Source organism: Chitinimonas arctica, from assembly GCF_007431345.1.
Classification (GTDB): domain Bacteria; phylum Pseudomonadota; class Gammaproteobacteria; order Burkholderiales; family Chitinimonadaceae; genus Chitinimonas; species Chitinimonas arctica.
On the sequence record NZ_CP041730.1, the window covers coordinates 3,497,635 to 3,511,379 of the forward strand.

The window sequence follows — 13,745 nt, forward strand, 5'->3', positions numbered from 1 at the left end:
ATTACCCGAATGCGTGCGTGCCGTTGTAGTGGGCGGTACCGTCGTAACTGCGCGTGCGCGGCCGGATATGCACCACTTCCACCAGGGTAATGGCTGCGCCGACGGTGAACGGCAGGCGAGGCAGTTGCAGGTCGCGCGGCTGGTAGGGCATCACCCGTATCGTCTCGCCCAGGCAGCTGGCGGCGGCGACATAGAGCGGGCCGCGTACCCGTTGGATTGCCTGGAAGCGGCGCAGGTGGGAGCGCTCGGCTTTGAACAGGGCCACCATGCGCAGGGCATCGGCCACGGCGGCGTCATCAAGCGGGCGGTCCTCAACCACGACGGCCAAGTCGAACTCGGCCCAATGCGCGGCGGCCGGGTGTTCGTCTAGCCGTGCGTTATCGAAGCCAATGATGTCCAGGGCGCGCTTAACCGCCCAGGGCGTGCCCTTGCGGCGATGCAGCGCCAGGGATTCGCGGACCAATTGCCGGCGCTGAGCATCGGTTTGGGCGAATTCCCAGCCGTCCACCGACATGGCCCAGGCCAGGTAGGGCAGCAGCGGGGCCGGGCAATGGTCGGCCGACCACAAGGTGCGCAGTACGGACGGATCAAGCGGCGTAGCGGTGCTGTCCGCCACGGCCCGTTCCAGCGCGGTCGCATTGGGTGGCAGCAATCTAGCGTTCGTCACTGTTGACGACCTCCAGCGTGATAGCCACACACGACGCCACTTCCGCTGTCGCCATCAGCAGATCGCCGGCCGGTTCGACCAGATCGACCCGCGTCACGCCCGGCGCATGCAAGGCAGCGAACAGGCCCGAGCGCGGGATGTCGCGGCCGATCTTGCGGCAGTCGCTCAGATAGGTTTGCAGTGCCGCGCGGGCGGCGGCTTCGGCGGGGTCGCCATCGGGACCGGGGCGGCGATGTAAGACAGCGCGCACATTGAAGGGCTTCAGGGTGGCGGGCCGGACTTGCACGGTATCGCTGAGCGGTCGGCGTTCGTCGGCGGACAGGTAGGCCGAGACGGTCGCCAGTAGCGCGGCGCTGGGTGTGCCATCGCCTTCGACCGATAGCACCGTGACGCGGACGATTCCGGGTGCGGGACTATCCACCGCCACGTCGGCCACATGGGCGTCGGCCGTCAGGGCATGAAACATATAGCTGTCGCGCGAGCCGGCCACCGTCTCGCCTTCCAGCGCCATTTGCGCGCGTAGGCGTAGGCGCTCGTCGTCTTCGTAGCTTGGCAGGAGTGGCGGCTCGGCCTGCGGGTTGCCGGCATCGAGCAAGAGCCGCGACACGCCCAGGAGCGCGGCCAGCTGCTCCAAATCACTCTCCAGGGCATAGGGCAACAGCACGGCGCGGGCGGCATCGTTGATCCGGGCGCGCAGGGTCATTTCGTCGTAAGCGGCCAGCTCTAGCAGCTTCACCACGGGCTCCGATTCCAGCGCGGCGGAAAAGGCGGGATAGAGCTGCTGGAAGCGCGCCAGCTTGGCGGCATAGATCGCTTCAAAGTCCAGGGTTTCGACAACCTTGGGCGGTGGCAGGCGGGCAAAGTCGATCATGCGCCACCCCGCAACGAAACCGACAGGGCCACGGCCTGGCCGCGAAATACGCCGTCTTGCCGGGTGGCTTGCAGCTCAATGCTGGTTCGGCCATCCAGGCCGCCCGTATGCACGATGACGCGCGACGGACGAATGCGCGGTTCCCAGCGCAAGATCGCCATGGCGGTCGCGGCAATCAATTTCTGCTGATAGGACGGTGTGGCCGGGTAGTCGATCAACTCGGGCAACAGCGAACCATAGTCGCGCCGCATCACCCGGCTGCCGATGGGCGTCAGCAGGATATCGGCTACCGATTGCTCGATATGGGCCAGGTCGCCCAAGGGCGCGCCGGTCCGCGCGTTCATCCCGTGCATGCCGGCCTCAGTCATGGTGCGAGTGGTGATTGGAGTTGCCGCCGCCATCCATCACGGTACCGGTGGCGGACAGATTGCCTTCGATAGCGATATCGCCATGAATGCGCGCGACCGCGCCGCCGGCATCCGTCGCGGTACCGTAGCCAGCCATGCCGCCCAGGTAGGTCAGCGATTGCTCTACCAGCAGGTTGCCTTTAATGATGGTGTTCGGCGCATCCAGGGTAATGGTGCCGCTGGCTTCGATCAGGGCGGATTGAATACCCGTCGCGGCCAGCACGCCCAGGGTGTGGTCGTAGCTGATGCGCGCGCCGTCCGGGTAGGCGGTGACGTGTAGCGAGGGTTGTTTGCTGGGGGCTTTGTGCGTATCGGAAAACAAGCCAGGCAGCACGGCCCCGGTAGCCGGATCGCCACTCGGCGAAAGCAACATCACTTGCTCGCCCTTGGTGGGCGGATGCCATTGGCGGGTTTGGCCGGCACGTGGAGTAAGCCACGGTAGCCAGTCGGTCAGCAGCTTGCCGGTTTGCACACGGCAGAGGGCGCGGTCGTGATCGATTTCTGCGATGGTGCCGAAACGGATCAGGCTTTCTAAACGGCGGTTGAGGTCGGGGGCGGTATCCATGCATGCAGGATCGCGCAGCCGGATTTTTAAATCATCTTCCGCGCGATGTGCCAGTCGTCTATACATTCGAGCACTACTCACATATTGAAAAGGGCTGAAGATGGGGAACGTCATCTCCGAAATTGCACACGGGCTCAGTTCAAATCCGTTGGAGTCCGTAGGCTTTGTTGTTCTCTGTGGATTGCTCGCATTTTCTGGGTGGTATTTGAAAAAAATCGCAGAGAATGCGGCAACACATGAAGATTTTAAGAAGCTGCTGGACGAGCAAAAGGAGTTAATGAGAGCGACTGAGGAAATTAAAGCGGATGTAAGTCGGAATAGCTGGGTTGAACAACAGCGCTGGCAATTGAAAGAGCGTTATTACTCCATTGTTTTGAACAATCTTGGTCGTTTTGTAGGAGGGGCAAGAAATATTGAAAGAAGAATTAGTGCCTACGGAATGAATGATGAACAGGCCAAACACCTTGGCGAGCCATTGAAAAAGATGGCTGATGCAGCGACTGCAATAGGAGAAATTACTGGCGTGGCTGGTGTGTTTTTAACTAAAGAGTCCATGCAGGCTCTTGCCAAGCTAACGGATAAATTTTCTAAAATTACGGACACTTCGGCTTTTACGGCGGAGGCATGGAAAGAATGCGAAACGGATGCGCTAGAAATTTTTAAGGCGGTGAGATTGGAAGCAGCACGAGAACTTGGGATTAGCAATTCTCAGGGCCAAGCCCAAGACGATATGATGCAATGAATCCTCTCAAAGTCGCTATTTGAAATTCCAATAATTGGCCGTGTCGGATATAGGTGTTCTATCCCGCTCGGTTGTACCTGATCCCGTAAACCTAATTGATGAACGCGAGCGATCCGCCCCACTCGCCCAGCGAACCCAACAGTAGCCGCATCCGCCGTTGCCTGCGCCTTCAGAAAGCGCGCCGTCCGCAACTTGGCGAACATCGGCCGCCGTAACTTACCGCGCTGGTCGCGGCTATTGCTGGCCTTGCGCGGGGTAAACGACTCGCCGTCCGGCGTGACTTGCTGCGCGATACGCTGGGCATTGGCACGGCGCAGTTCCAGGGCGAGCTGGCGCGCCAGTTGTCGGTGCTGGGCGGGCTCTAGCTTCGCCAGCAAGGCGTCGCACCACTCGGTTAGGGCATGTAGATCGTTCACGGTTGCGCATCCCATTCGCCCACCTTGGCGCCCTGGATAAACAGTTCCCAATGCATCACGTCGCCATGCGGATTCAAGAGCGGCTCGCCGACTGGCTGCACCGCCAGCCCGCCAGGCTGCTCGCTCACCAGCACCCGCTCGGTCAGCGCCAGGGTAATGGCCAGGTCGCTGCTATCGTGGTTCAGTAGCTCGGCCTCGAACTGGAAGCCATCGGCCTGCTTGTCGTAGTTCAACAAGTGGTCCGGTTGGTTGTCCTTGAGCCAGGCCAATATCGGCACGATGACCATATCGGCATTGCCGGCGAAATCCAGCAACACCAATCGCAGGCGATATTGATACTCGAAGGACAGCGAGCGGGCGCCGGTCGCCCGTATCTTGCCGCCTTCCACGAACACCAACAGCTTGTCGGGGTCGGCGGCTAGGCTGGGGACGAAGCGGGCGAGATGGTCACGGAGTAGCTGTGGTTTGCGCATGGGCATCGGCTTGGCAAGCAAGGGTTAAATCGACTTGGGCGGCGCACTCGGCCCAGGCTTGTTCGAGTGCTTCAACTTCCCGCAACAGATCCCGATTCGTTTGCGGCTGGCTGGCCGGTAGCCGGCAAGCGCTCAGGGTCGGACAGCCAGTCACGGTAAGCGCCAGCTTGGGCGAAGGCGGGGCGCTGGCGCAGCCGGGCAAGCTCAGCAGGCAAACGAGCATCGCCCCAAGCGCGTAAGGATTGGTTTTCATCTTCGAGTCTTTGATAGGCGCGCTGCCGTTGTTGGAGACGCGCATGTAGGGTGGCGACGGTGTCGCGGGTTTCTGCCTGCAGGGCTTCGTGGCGGCGCTTCAGTTCGGCCAGGTTTTGCAATTGGGCGGTGCGCTGCGCCAGGGCGGCATCGGTCGCGGCTTGCTCCAGGGCCGTCGCTTCGATTTGCGCCTGGCCGGCCTGCACTTGGGTGTGCCATAGCTGGCCCAGGTTGCCCAGGACGCTGGCGGCCAAGGCGAACGACAGTAGCCGGATCATGCCGGCACCGCTGCCGTGTCGAAGCGCTCGAAGGCCCGCGCCAACTTCACGTCGTAATCGTTATCCCGGTAGCTGGGGCCGTTGTAGAGTCGGGCGAACTCGGCCCATTTCTTGGCTTTTAGCGCCTTGTGCAAAGCCGGCTCCGCTTCGATAAAACCGACGAAGGCGGCCAACTGCTGGGCTTCGCTGGTCATCATGGCATCGGCGAAAGCTTGCGCGGAGGCATAGCCCAGCCCCTGCCAATGAAAGCCCATAATCTGGAATAGCCCCCAGCTACACGCCTCAATGGCGCAGGCCGCATCGATATGGCGGGCATTCTGGTAACGGTGCCACTCGGTGGTGCCGCCGGCATAGCCGCCACGCTGGGTGCCGACCAATTGCGGATAGCGCAGCGCCAGGGCATCGGCATCGTGGCCGGCCGCTTTTAACTGACGGTAGAGGACGTGCCGTTCCAGCAGCAAGACCGGCCGGCCATCGGGTAGAAAGCCGGTCCCGTTGCTTTCGACTTGGTTGACCGCCTTGATGCTGGCTAGCGACACACCGAGCCGTTCGGCGGCGGCGATCAAATCGGCCTCACGCAGGTGGCGTGGGTCGTCGATGCCGGTACGCAGGGCGGTCAAGGTTTTGCGGCCGGCCAGGCCATCGACGACCAGGCCGAAGCGGCGTTGCGCCTGGCGCACCGCTTCGGCGGTTCGTTCGCCGAACCAGCCATCGGTGGCAACCGGGATGCCGGCGCGGTTCAGTAGTTCTTGCAGCTCCACCACATCCAGGCCGGTGTCGCCGTGGGTTAGGGTTGTGGTTTTCATGGTGTCTTCCTCAGCAAACGGGATAGGGGATGTTCGGGGCGTGCCGCATCGGTGCGGAACAGCTGGGCGAGATTGCCACGCGTGGCGAATAGGGCGGCGGCCAGCACCGTGTGTAGCGCCAAGCTCGCGCCATCGACCGGTACCGGTTGTCCACAAAGCAAGCGAATGGGTACCGAAGCGGCCGCGACGGCGAGGACGTAGGCCAGCCAGGCGGCGCGGGGGTGGTGGGTGGCGGACCCGCGTTGGAAGACGAGCAAACGGCAGGCCATCAGCGCGCAGACCAGCGCATTCAGCAGGACCAGGCGATTCATTTTTCTGCCCCGCGCTTTTGGATGGCGGACAGCAGGGCCAGCGGCTTATCGGCCTGGCCGATCAGCCACAGCAGCAGCTTGACCGCCACGGCGGACAGCAGCAGCGCACCGACACCAGGGCTGGCGGTGATGCTGGCCGGCAGGGCGAAGGCAATCAGACTGGTCGCCATCCGCGCACCGATGCAGCCGGCGCAGAAGGCGACGAGGAAGAAGCCCAGCTTGCGGGCAAGCTTCAGCTCGGTCGAACTGAGTACAAACACGATCGCGCCGGCAAAGGCGCCCAGGACGATTTCCGCCTGTAGCCCTGGAAACAGACTTATCAGGCTGACGGCAAACAGACTGGTGCCGGCGTAACTACTGGTGGCGGCGGTGACGGGTTCGGCCATGGTTAATCCCAAAGTTGAATTAAGGGTGTGGAAGGGGGCGGCGCGGTCAGTTCGGGCAGTTCGACGGCGGTACCGTGCGGCAGGGTCGGCCCGAAATCGGCCACTCCGCGGTTGTGATTGAGGACGGCCTCCACCACGCCAGCGGTGCGACCGTAGTAGCGATGACAGAGCGCATCCACCGTGTCGCCCTGCTGGGCATGCACCCGCATCAGATCAATTCCACCGTGCTACGACTGAGCCCCAACAGATCCCGGATGGCCCAGCGGGCGTCGCGGCGCAGGGCGTCGGCGGTGGGCTCCAGTTCGTCCGCATCGCGGTCGCCTTTGCCGCTGCTGTCGTAGTTGCGGTAGCGCTCGACCAGATTGGCATGGGCCAGGCAGGCGACGGCGCGCTGGTAGCGCTGCAAGTGGATGCTTTGCACGTCGATCAGCTCGGCCGGTACCTCGGCCAGATTCAAGCGGCCGAGCCCCTTGTGGGCGTCGGCCCACACCGCCAGTTCGGCATTTACGCTCGCCATGGCTTCCACCGTGGCAGCGCGCAAGCGTTCGGTCGTGACGGTCCCATCCAGGCGCTGGCTGGCGCGGATGGCGGCCAGGCTGACAGCTGGAAAGAAAGCGGCATTGCGCACGCTATCCGCGCCCGACTCGGTGGCCGGCGCGATGGCGATGAAACTGGAAGACATAGGCACTCCGAACAGGGGAAGAGGGTAGGCGGTGGACGGGGTGTCGGCTGATGGGCAAGCCCTGGCCTTGCCCCGTGCCGCCTAGGTTGCGGGGTACGCCCGGTTTAGCTGCCGTCCGGGGGCGTTGCCCCGGTCGGCGCTGAGTTCCTTAGCTCGCGTTCGAGCTTGTCGATGTCCTTTTTGACACCGCACTTGTCGTGCAGCTTGAGCGCCCTTTGCAGCTGCTCCAGGGCGGTCGCCCGCAACATGGGCACCAGCTCGCTGGCCGACTTCGGCACTTCGACCAGCAGCGCGTAGGCAATGGCTTTCGCCAGCTTGGCGCGGACCTCGTCCGGCATATCGTGGTCGATGAGTAGCTGGTCGGCTTCGATCAGGATTTCATGCGGGACCGGCTCGCCGCGCAGCGCTTGGTCGGCGAATTCCTCCGCCAGCAGGCAAGGCAGATTGCGGCCGAACTGGTCGGGTAGCAGCAGCTGATAGCGCAAGGCGTACTCAGCGATTTGCAGCGCGCCGCGCCAGTCGCCGGCATCGATACGCCAGACCATGACCGTCATCAAAACAACGTCCTGTGCGCCGTTACCCTGCAAAGCGCCTTCCACCCAGGGGATGTATTCGGGCAGCAGGTTGCGCTTGACCTCGATTTTTCGGGCCAGGCTTTCTATCTGCTTCAGGCGGCGGCGATCTTCGTGCAACTTCGCCAGCATGAGTTCGTAGCCTGTGGCGTTCGCCATGGTCGCGTCGGGCGCGGCCAAGGCTTGCGCCGCCATCCTCAGGGCATGGGCGCGGGCGGGGCTAGTCGTCATGCGGCCACCAGCTGGATGTTTTCGGCGAAGGCGCCCGCGCCGAAATCTTCCACCACGTAGGCGTCATTGCTGGATTCGTAGTTTTCCACTTGGTCGCGCTTGGCGTTGTCCACCACGGTGCGGCGGCGGCTGCCTTCCTGCCAGTAGATGGACAGGTTTTCGTAAGTGGTCACCAGCAAGGCATTTGGCGGAAAGTAAGGCACTCGCACGGCCGGCAGATTGCCGATGCGTTTCTGGCTAATGATTAAATCGGCGGCGGCCTGTTCGGTCGGCGGCTGCTTGCTGTTCACCAGTGGGAAATACTTGTCATGCAGCAAGTTGCGGCCGCAAATCACCAGTAGGTCGGGGTTCTCTTGGTGCCATGGGTCGATCAGGTTCGACACCAGATCGAACACCAGGGCGTCGAGATTCTTGTAGCCATCGGCCTGCACGACCGCGTCGCCGATCTTGATGGCCTTGGTACCGGCTTTGACTTCGGTCAGGGCGTGCGAGCCGTTGGCGAACTCGCGGAACTGTTGCAGCCAGCCCTTGTTCACGTCCTGAAGCAAGGGATTGGCGACCCGGTCGGTATCGACCGCCACCCGCACGCCGTTAAAGCCGATGGTGATCCGGTCCAGCGCCTGGCGGCGCACGATGGCGTCGCGCAGCCTGGTTTGGAAGTCGGGAAACTTGGCCCACTGGTCCAGCTTGCCGTAGCGCAGGTGGGTGTCGCTATTGGTCTTTTCGCAGCGGTAGCGCTGTGCATCCAGGGTGCTGGCGTCGGTGGTTTGGCGATCCTTATTGCTGGTATCGGTACGGCTGGCAATCGGGCCGCTGATGCCCAGGCCGAGCTTTTCCTCTTCCAACTCGCGCACGCCGACGATATTGATACGGCCCAGGAACTCGCTGGATTCCTGCATTTTGCTTTCCAGTTTTTGCTGGACCGACGGTGCGACCGCGAATTTACGGGTGGCGCTGCTGACGCCGTTCAGTTGCGCGACGGCATCGAGATAGGCGTCGAACAGGACGCGGGTTTCATTACGCATGGTGTCTCCGGGTGGAATGTAGGGAGGTGCTAGGGCTTAGCAGTCGGTGACGGTGAATTGGCCGGTATTGCCCCCGACGGCGACCGGGCGGGGTTTGCCGACCGGCTGGCGGTCTAGTTCGGCTTTATGTTTGCGGAACTCTTCACGGGCTTCGCCCAGCTCAGTTTCCAAGCGGCTTACGCTGTCCTTGAGGGACGCCACGTCGCCCAGCTGTTCATTCAGATCGCCCATGCCTTCGGCCACCGATTCCAGTACCTGCGCCACATCCCCGAATTGCTTGTCGGTCTTGCCTTGCTTGCTGCTCAGCAGCTTGTTGAGCTTGTCCAGGGCGGCGCTAAACAGGCTGGGGCTGTCCTCGTCGGCCAGCGCGAAATCGGCTGCGATGGCGGGGCTAAACAGGGTGGTTTCGGACAACTGGCGGCTGAGATGGGTAGCCGAGAAAGCCAGCCGTTCGGTGCCTAGGCTGGCCGGGCTGTCAGTCACGCCCAGGCCGACGAGATAGGCTTGGCCGGTACCGGCGAAATCCGGCTCAACTTCGATGGACGTATAAACCTTCTGGCTGGCCTTGTTCATCGCCACTAGCTCGGGGGTGGCATCCAGTTGGGCATATAGGCCTTGCTTGCCGCCGCCGATATCGCGTGCCTCCAGTGCCAGCACGTCGCCGTAGGCTTTGTAGGGGCTCTCGGGCAAGGTGCCCCGGATATGTTCCAGCCAGATGCGTGCGCCGTAGGTCTTGGGATCGAAAGTGGCGGCCATTTGGGTAATCCATTCGCGGGGAATGACCCGGCCGTCGATAGACTTGCCCTCGGTGGCGATGCGGAAAAGTTTGGTTTTTTGGTTCATGGCTGGCTCCGTTTGAGGAATGCAGCCATCTTCGCGGCCACTCCTTGAGCCGGCAACGCGGGCCGGTTGTGCCGAGCGCCGCGACAATCCGCCCCGCGTGGCTTCGCGTGCGGAGGGCGGCAGCATGACGGCATGCCATCCACACCAACCCGCCCCCAGCCACATGCTGCCACCATCGAAAGCGATCTCGATCCGCGCCGGCAAGCGCGCGCCCTGTACTGGAAGGGCATGCGCATCAGCCGCATTGCCGAACAGCTCGGTATCAAAGTTACGACCCTGCACAGCTGGAAACGGCGCGACCAATGGGACGCGACCGACCCGATAGACCGGGTGGAAATGTCGCTCGAAGCGCGCATTCAGTTCCTGCTGGCGAAAGAAGACAAGGACGGCCGCGATTTCAAGGAAATCGATTTGCTCGGCCGTCAGGTCGAACGGCTGGCACGGGTTCAGCGCTACCGCAGTGGCGGCAATGAAACCGACCTCAATCCTAAGATCGCCAACCGCAATAGCGGCCCGCGCAAGCCCCCGGAAAAGAACGCTATCAGCGACGAGCAGCAAGCCCAGCTGACCGAGTCGTTTATGGCTTCGCTGTTCGAGTATCAACGGCACTGGTACCGGGCCGGCCTGGTCCAGCGCGTGCGCAATTTGCTGAAGTCTCGCCAGATCGGCGCGACCTTCTATTTCGCGCGCGAGGCACTGATTGATGCGCTGACGACCGGTCGCAATCAGATCTTCCTCTCGGCCAGCAAGGCCCAGGCGCACCAGTTCAAATCGTACATTCTCGACTTCGCCAAGACGGCCGGGGTGGAGTTGCGTGGCGACCCGATCAAGTTGCCGAGTGGTGCGGAATTGATCTTTCTCGGTACCAACTTCCGCACGGCGCAGAGCTACCACGGCAATTTGTACCTGGATGAGTACTTTTGGATTCCCAAGTTCCAACAGCTGCGCAAAGTGGCGGCCGGGATGGCCTCGCACGCCAAGTGGCGGCTGACCTACTTTTCAACGCCGTCCAGCCTGAGCCATGAGGCCTATCCGTTTTGGTCCGGCAAGCTGTTCAACAAGGGCAGGCCTCGCGCCGAGCATATCGACCTTGATACCAGCCATGCGGCCCTGGCGGCTGGGCGCCGCTGTGAGGATGGGCAATGGCGGCAAATCGTCACGGTCAAGGATGCGGCGGCCGGTGGCTGCAACCTGTTCGACCTTGACCAGCTTCAATTGGAAAACTCGGGCGAAGAGTTTGCCCAGCTGTTCATGTGCCAGTTTATCGACGACGGACAGAGCATCTTTCCGCTGGCGATGCTGCAACGTTGCATGGTCGATAGCTGGGTCGAATGGGCCGATTTCAAACCGTTCGCCATTCGGCCGTTCGGTTACCGCGAGGTGTGGGTGGGTTATGACCCGGCCCACACGGGCGACAGCGCCGGCCTGGTGGTGTTGGCGCCGCCCTTGGTTGCGGGTGGCAAGTTCCGGGTACTGGAAAAGCACCAGTTCAAGGGCCTGGACTTCGCCGAACAGGCCGACAAGATCAAGCGCATTACCGAGTGCTATCACGTGACCCATATCGGTATCGATACGACCGGGGTCGGCCAGGGCGTCTATCAGCTGGTCAAGCAGTTCTACCCGGCCGCCGTCGCCTTCAATTACTCGGTGGACGTCAAAACCCGCCTTGTCCTGAAAGCCCTGGATGTCATCAGCCACGGCCGGCTTGAATTCGATGCCGGCTGGACCGACCTGGCCGCCGCCTTTATGGCGATCCGCAAGACCGTTACCCCCAGCGGCCGACAGGCCACGTTTGAAGCCAGCCGCTCGGAGGAAGTCAGCCATGCCGACCTCGCTTGGGCATGCATGCACGCCCTGGCCGCTGAACCCCTCGAAGGCGGAACCGCCACCAATCGCAGTTTTATGGAGATCGCCTGATGCAGGCTATGCAATACGCCGCCGATACGACCGCCGACGCCGCAATCCCGGCCGGCTTTGAAGTCTTCACCTTTGGGGATGCCGTCCCCATGCTGGATAAGCGCGAGTTATTCGACTACTTGGAATGTCCCGCTTACATGGACAAATGGTACGAACCGCCCATCAGTTGGGACGGCCTGGCCCGAACCTACCGGGCGGCCGTGCATCACAGCAGCGCCATGCAGATTAAGCGCAATCTGCTGATCAGCTGTTACCGGCCGCACCCGCTATTGAGCCGAGCCGACTTCACTCGCTTTGTGCTCGATTATTTGATCTTCGGCAATGCCTACCTCGAAGCCAAACGGAATAGTCGCGGCAAGCTGGTCAAGCTACAGCCGGCCCTAGCAAAGTTCACCCGGCGCGGGGTCGATATGGATACCTATTGGTTCGTGCCGGCCCACGGCCAGGAACATGCCTTTGAAACCGGCCAGGTATTCCACCTGTTGGAGCCCGATATCAATCAGGAAATCTACGGCTTGCCGGACTACCTGAGCGCGAATCATTCGGTATGGTTGAACGAGTCGGCCACGCTATTTCGACGCAAGTACTACCTGAATGGCAGCCATGCCGGTTTTATCTTGTATATGACCGATCCGGCGCAGAAGGAAGACGATATTAACAACCTGCGCACGGCCCTGAAGAACAGCAAAGGGCCGGGCAATTTCCGCAACTTGATGGTGTATGCGCCGAACGGCAAGAAGGACGGGCTACAGGTGATCCCGGTGTCGGAAGTGGCGGCCAAGGATGAGTTTTTAGGCATCAAGAACGTGACCCGCGACGACCAGTTGGCCGCCCACCGCGTACCGCCGCAAATGATGGGCATCATCCCGCACAACACGGGTGGGTTCGGCGATGCCGCCCAGGCGGCGGAGGTGTTCGCCCGCAATGAATTGCAGCCCTTGCAGGATCGCATGCAGGAGGTGAATGCGTGGGCGGGGGAGACGGTTATTGCGTTCACGCCCTACGCCTTATCGGATGAGGAGCCCCGCAAGCCAAAATGACCGTTCATCGGCAAAAGATTATTTATCCCCCATGTGGGGGATACTGCAATCTTCCTCCTCCTCTGGCCGCCCTTCGGGACGGCCGTTTTTTTGTCGATTCCGGTCGATTGCCCCGTTCCGCGCGCGCTCGTATCCCCGCCACGCCCGCCCGCTTCATGGGCCGCAATTTATGCACCCGCAAGCGTCCCTCCCAGCCTGTTGCTACCTGTAGAAGAGGCAGAGGAGGAGGAGGCCGTAGTCATGCGATTTCATGCGCTTTGTGCATGCAATGGATGGTGTCCCATGATCGGCGGGACGTCGAAGTACGGGGCGCAGGGTTGACCGTGATTTTGGAATTCTGGGTAGACGATGAAGTCGAACCGAATGCGGTCGCGGCTAGGGCTCGGGCCTGCACTCTTACAACTCGAACACATGGGGAAAAGTTAGTGTTAGATTACACATGCCGGGGCAATCCCGACCGCCATATGCTTCTGCACGATGCGTTCGAGTACCGGCGCGAGGGCGGCGGCATTGTCGATATTGGCGGCATAGGCAAAGACCGCCGAAGCCAATGACTGTTGCTGCGCGCCATTGGCCTGGTTACCCATATTGAACAGCTCGGTCAGTTCCGGATGGGCTTCGAAGAGCTGCTGGTAGAACAAGCGGCTGATGGTGAGGCCATGTTCGCGCAGGACCGGCACGCTGGCAGCGATATAGGGGCGGGAGGCGGGGGATAGCATAAACACTCCATTGTGGTAAATAAAATGCAACATTTAGGGTGCAATTGAACGACCGCGGTCGTCCCTGCTTCGGCTATTGGGGTGAGGGCGACACGAAACGCCGCTGCAATTCAATGATGGCGGTGCCGGTGCGGTTGGCGCAGACATCGGCCAGGGTATATTCATCCATGGTTCGGTAGAACGCGAGCAAGCCGGCATTCAAGGCCCCCTTCAGCAGACAGCTGCCGCGCAGGGCGCAGGGTGGGGTATCGCAGTTGATCAGCTCGGTGGTGTTCTCCAGGCCTTGCAAGACGACGCCCAGTCGTAGCGTGTCGGCCGGCACCGCCAGGCGCAGACCGCCGTTGCGGCCGCGCAAGGCGCTTATCCAGCCCAGCTTGCCCAGCCGATTGACGACCTTAACCAGGTGGTTGTGGGGAATGTCGAATTGGCCCGCGATTTCGGCAATGGTGATCGGCGCGGCGCGCTCGTGCTGGCTCAGGTACATCAGTACGCGCAATCCAAAGTCAGAGAAGTGCGTTAGCTGCATAGGGGGATCAGATCGG

Annotated in this window: 21 protein-coding genes; 4 read left to right on the forward strand and 17 right to left on the reverse strand. The window is 61.8% G+C overall.

The genetic code is table 11. From position 1 onward, the window contains the following. Position 1: 1 nt before the first annotated feature. From FNU76_RS15850 to FNU76_RS15865, 4 genes are read right to left on the reverse strand one after another with little or no spacing between them, the layout of a single operon-like run. Complete coding sequence (locus FNU76_RS15850) at positions 2–667, reverse strand: phage tail protein I (protein WP_223879049.1); 666 nt, start codon at positions 665–667, stop codon at positions 2–4. Continuing rightward, positions 654–1,538, reverse strand: coding sequence for a baseplate assembly protein (locus FNU76_RS15855; RefSeq protein WP_144279094.1), 885 nt, complete (start codon positions 1,536–1,538; stop codon positions 654–656). The genes FNU76_RS15850 and FNU76_RS15855 overlap by 14 nt, the downstream gene beginning before the upstream one ends. Beyond that, positions 1,535–1,891, reverse strand: coding sequence for a GPW/gp25 family protein (locus FNU76_RS15860; RefSeq protein WP_144280710.1), 357 nt, complete (start codon positions 1,889–1,891; stop codon positions 1,535–1,537). Before FNU76_RS15860 ends, FNU76_RS15855 begins: the two co-directional genes overlap by 4 nt. Positions 1,892–1,898: 7 nt before the next feature. Further along, positions 1,899–2,510: a phage baseplate assembly protein V gene (locus FNU76_RS15865; RefSeq protein ID WP_179958140.1), complete on the reverse strand. Its 612-nt coding sequence runs from the start codon at positions 2,508–2,510 to the stop codon at positions 1,899–1,901. A gap of 205 nt (positions 2,511–2,715) precedes the next feature. Between FNU76_RS15865 and FNU76_RS15870 the strand changes: the two genes are divergently transcribed. Next, positions 2,716–3,252 carry a hypothetical protein gene (locus FNU76_RS15870; protein WP_144279096.1) on the forward strand — a complete coding sequence of 179 codons (537 nt, stop codon included), beginning with the start codon at positions 2,716–2,718 and terminating at the stop codon, positions 3,250–3,252. Here FNU76_RS15870 and FNU76_RS15875 read toward each other — a convergent pair. Genes FNU76_RS15875 through lysC form a run of 3 tightly spaced genes read right to left on the reverse strand, consistent with a single transcriptional unit; the run spans position 3,219 to position 4,439 of the window. Beyond that, complete coding sequence (locus FNU76_RS15875; protein WP_144279097.1) at positions 3,219–3,668, reverse strand: phage virion morphogenesis protein; 450 nt, start codon at positions 3,666–3,668, stop codon at positions 3,219–3,221. The genes FNU76_RS15870 and FNU76_RS15875 overlap by 34 nt on opposite strands. Further along, on the reverse strand, positions 3,665–4,141 hold the full coding sequence (locus FNU76_RS15880; RefSeq protein WP_144279098.1) for a phage tail protein: 477 nt from the start codon (positions 4,139–4,141) through the stop codon (positions 3,665–3,667). Before FNU76_RS15880 ends, FNU76_RS15875 begins: the two co-directional genes overlap by 4 nt. Continuing rightward, a complete protein-coding gene (lysC, locus tag FNU76_RS25265) occupies positions 4,116–4,439 on the reverse strand; it encodes an Rz1-like lysis system protein LysC (RefSeq protein WP_373279700.1) in 324 nt (107 codons plus the stop codon). The genes FNU76_RS15880 and lysC overlap by 26 nt, the downstream gene beginning before the upstream one ends. A 43-nt stretch (positions 4,440–4,482) precedes the next feature. On the opposite strand from lysC, the gene FNU76_RS25270 reads away from it, so the two are divergent. Next, positions 4,483–4,614 carry a hypothetical protein gene (locus tag FNU76_RS25270; protein ID WP_373279701.1) on the forward strand — a complete coding sequence of 44 codons (132 nt, stop codon included), beginning with the start codon at positions 4,483–4,485 and terminating at the stop codon, positions 4,612–4,614. A 53-nt stretch (positions 4,615–4,667) separates the two neighbouring features. On the opposite strand, the gene FNU76_RS15890 is transcribed toward FNU76_RS25270, so the two are convergent. The 8 genes from FNU76_RS15890 to FNU76_RS15925 all read right to left on the reverse strand — a co-directional run bounded on the left by FNU76_RS15890 (position 4,668) and on the right by FNU76_RS15925 (position 9,527). Further along, positions 4,668–5,477 carry an N-acetylmuramidase domain-containing protein gene (locus FNU76_RS15890; RefSeq protein ID WP_144279100.1) on the reverse strand — a complete coding sequence of 270 codons (810 nt, stop codon included), beginning with the start codon at positions 5,475–5,477 and terminating at the stop codon, positions 4,668–4,670. Continuing rightward, positions 5,474–5,788, reverse strand: coding sequence for a phage holin family protein (locus tag FNU76_RS15895; RefSeq protein ID WP_144279101.1), 315 nt, complete (start codon positions 5,786–5,788; stop codon positions 5,474–5,476). The genes FNU76_RS15890 and FNU76_RS15895 overlap by 4 nt, the downstream gene beginning before the upstream one ends. Continuing rightward, positions 5,785–6,174 carry a putative holin gene (locus FNU76_RS15900; protein WP_144279102.1) on the reverse strand — a complete coding sequence of 130 codons (390 nt, stop codon included), beginning with the start codon at positions 6,172–6,174 and terminating at the stop codon, positions 5,785–5,787. The genes FNU76_RS15895 and FNU76_RS15900 overlap by 4 nt, the downstream gene beginning before the upstream one ends. A gap of 2 nt (positions 6,175–6,176) precedes the next feature. Continuing rightward, on the reverse strand, positions 6,177–6,383 hold the full coding sequence (locus FNU76_RS15905; protein ID WP_144279103.1) for a tail protein X: 207 nt from the start codon (positions 6,381–6,383) through the stop codon (positions 6,177–6,179). After that, complete coding sequence (locus FNU76_RS15910; RefSeq protein ID WP_144279104.1) at positions 6,383–6,856, reverse strand: head completion/stabilization protein; 474 nt, start codon at positions 6,854–6,856, stop codon at positions 6,383–6,385. Before FNU76_RS15910 ends, FNU76_RS15905 begins: the two co-directional genes overlap by 1 nt. A 104-nt stretch (positions 6,857–6,960) precedes the next feature. Next, the gene (gpM, locus tag FNU76_RS15915) at positions 6,961–7,659 is read right to left on the reverse strand and encodes a phage terminase small subunit (RefSeq protein WP_144279105.1); all 699 of its coding nucleotides are present in this window, start codon (positions 7,657–7,659) and stop codon (positions 6,961–6,963) included. Further along, complete coding sequence (locus FNU76_RS15920; protein WP_144279106.1) at positions 7,656–8,684, reverse strand: phage major capsid protein, P2 family; 1,029 nt, start codon at positions 8,682–8,684, stop codon at positions 7,656–7,658. Before FNU76_RS15920 ends, gpM begins: the two co-directional genes overlap by 4 nt. Before the next feature lie 36 nt (positions 8,685–8,720). Beyond that, positions 8,721–9,527 carry a GPO family capsid scaffolding protein gene (locus FNU76_RS15925; protein ID WP_144279107.1) on the reverse strand — a complete coding sequence of 269 codons (807 nt, stop codon included), beginning with the start codon at positions 9,525–9,527 and terminating at the stop codon, positions 8,721–8,723. 132 nt (positions 9,528–9,659) lie between these two features. Here FNU76_RS15925 and FNU76_RS15930 point away from each other — a divergent pair, with 132 nt between their 5' ends. Both FNU76_RS15930 and FNU76_RS15935 read left to right on the forward strand, forming a co-directional pair. Continuing rightward, the gene (locus tag FNU76_RS15930; RefSeq protein WP_144279108.1) at positions 9,660–11,444 is read left to right on the forward strand and encodes a terminase ATPase subunit family protein; all 1,785 of its coding nucleotides are present in this window, start codon (positions 9,660–9,662) and stop codon (positions 11,442–11,444) included. Beyond that, positions 11,444–12,484 carry a phage portal protein gene (locus FNU76_RS15935; RefSeq protein ID WP_144279109.1) on the forward strand — a complete coding sequence of 347 codons (1,041 nt, stop codon included), beginning with the start codon at positions 11,444–11,446 and terminating at the stop codon, positions 12,482–12,484. The genes FNU76_RS15930 and FNU76_RS15935 overlap by 1 nt, the downstream gene beginning before the upstream one ends. Before the next feature lie 428 nt (positions 12,485–12,912). Here FNU76_RS15935 and FNU76_RS15940 read toward each other — a convergent pair whose 3' ends face one another. Next, complete coding sequence (locus FNU76_RS15940; protein WP_308418561.1) at positions 12,913–13,203, reverse strand: globin domain-containing protein; 291 nt, start codon at positions 13,201–13,203, stop codon at positions 12,913–12,915. 73 nt (positions 13,204–13,276) lie between these two features. Then, positions 13,277–13,729 (reverse strand): Rrf2 family transcriptional regulator, encoded by a 453-nt coding sequence (locus tag FNU76_RS15945; RefSeq protein WP_144279110.1) that lies wholly within the window; start codon positions 13,727–13,729, stop codon positions 13,277–13,279. Positions 13,730–13,745: the final 16 nt, after the last annotated feature.

Excerpts from the sequence above, each read along its gene's own strand:
- FNU76_RS15920 (WP_144279106.1), bottom strand. The coding sequence starts at position 8,684 with ATGCGTAATGAAACCCGCGTCCTGTTCGACGCCTATCTCGATGCCGTC.
- FNU76_RS15890 (WP_144279100.1), bottom strand. The coding sequence starts at position 5,477 with ATGAAAACCACAACCCTAACCCACGGCGACACCGGCCTGGATGTGGTG.
- FNU76_RS15930 (WP_144279108.1), top strand. The coding sequence starts at position 9,660 with ATGCCATCCACACCAACCCGCCCCCAGCCACATGCTGCCACCATCGAA.
- FNU76_RS15925 (WP_144279107.1), bottom strand. The coding sequence starts at position 9,527 with ATGAACCAAAAAACCAAACTTTTCCGCATCGCCACCGAGGGCAAGTCT.
- FNU76_RS15855 (WP_144279094.1), bottom strand. The coding sequence starts at position 1,538 with ATGATCGACTTTGCCCGCCTGCCACCGCCCAAGGTTGTCGAAACCCTG.
- FNU76_RS15860 (WP_144280710.1), bottom strand. The coding sequence starts at position 1,891 with ATGCACGGGATGAACGCGCGGACCGGCGCGCCCTTGGGCGACCTGGCC.
- FNU76_RS15895 (WP_144279101.1), bottom strand. The coding sequence starts at position 5,788 with ATGAATCGCCTGGTCCTGCTGAATGCGCTGGTCTGCGCGCTGATGGCC.
- FNU76_RS15905 (WP_144279103.1), bottom strand. The coding sequence starts at position 6,383 with ATGCGGGTGCATGCCCAGCAGGGCGACACGGTGGATGCGCTCTGTCAT.
- FNU76_RS15945 (WP_144279110.1), bottom strand. The coding sequence starts at position 13,729 with ATGCAGCTAACGCACTTCTCTGACTTTGGATTGCGCGTACTGATGTAC.
- FNU76_RS15940 (WP_308418561.1), bottom strand. The coding sequence starts at position 13,203 with ATGCTATCCCCCGCCTCCCGCCCCTATATCGCTGCCAGCGTGCCGGTC.
- gpM (WP_144279105.1), bottom strand. The coding sequence starts at position 7,659 with ATGACGACTAGCCCCGCCCGCGCCCATGCCCTGAGGATGGCGGCGCAA.
- FNU76_RS15865 (WP_179958140.1), bottom strand. The coding sequence starts at position 2,510 with ATGGATACCGCCCCCGACCTCAACCGCCGTTTAGAAAGCCTGATCCGT.
- FNU76_RS15910 (WP_144279104.1), bottom strand. The coding sequence starts at position 6,856 with ATGTCTTCCAGTTTCATCGCCATCGCGCCGGCCACCGAGTCGGGCGCG.
- FNU76_RS15935 (WP_144279109.1), top strand. The coding sequence starts at position 11,444 with ATGCAGGCTATGCAATACGCCGCCGATACGACCGCCGACGCCGCAATC.
- lysC (WP_373279700.1), bottom strand. The coding sequence starts at position 4,439 with ATGCGCGTCTCCAACAACGGCAGCGCGCCTATCAAAGACTCGAAGATG.
- FNU76_RS15880 (WP_144279098.1), bottom strand. The coding sequence starts at position 4,141 with ATGCGCAAACCACAGCTACTCCGTGACCATCTCGCCCGCTTCGTCCCC.
- FNU76_RS15900 (WP_144279102.1), bottom strand. The coding sequence starts at position 6,174 with ATGGCCGAACCCGTCACCGCCGCCACCAGTAGTTACGCCGGCACCAGT.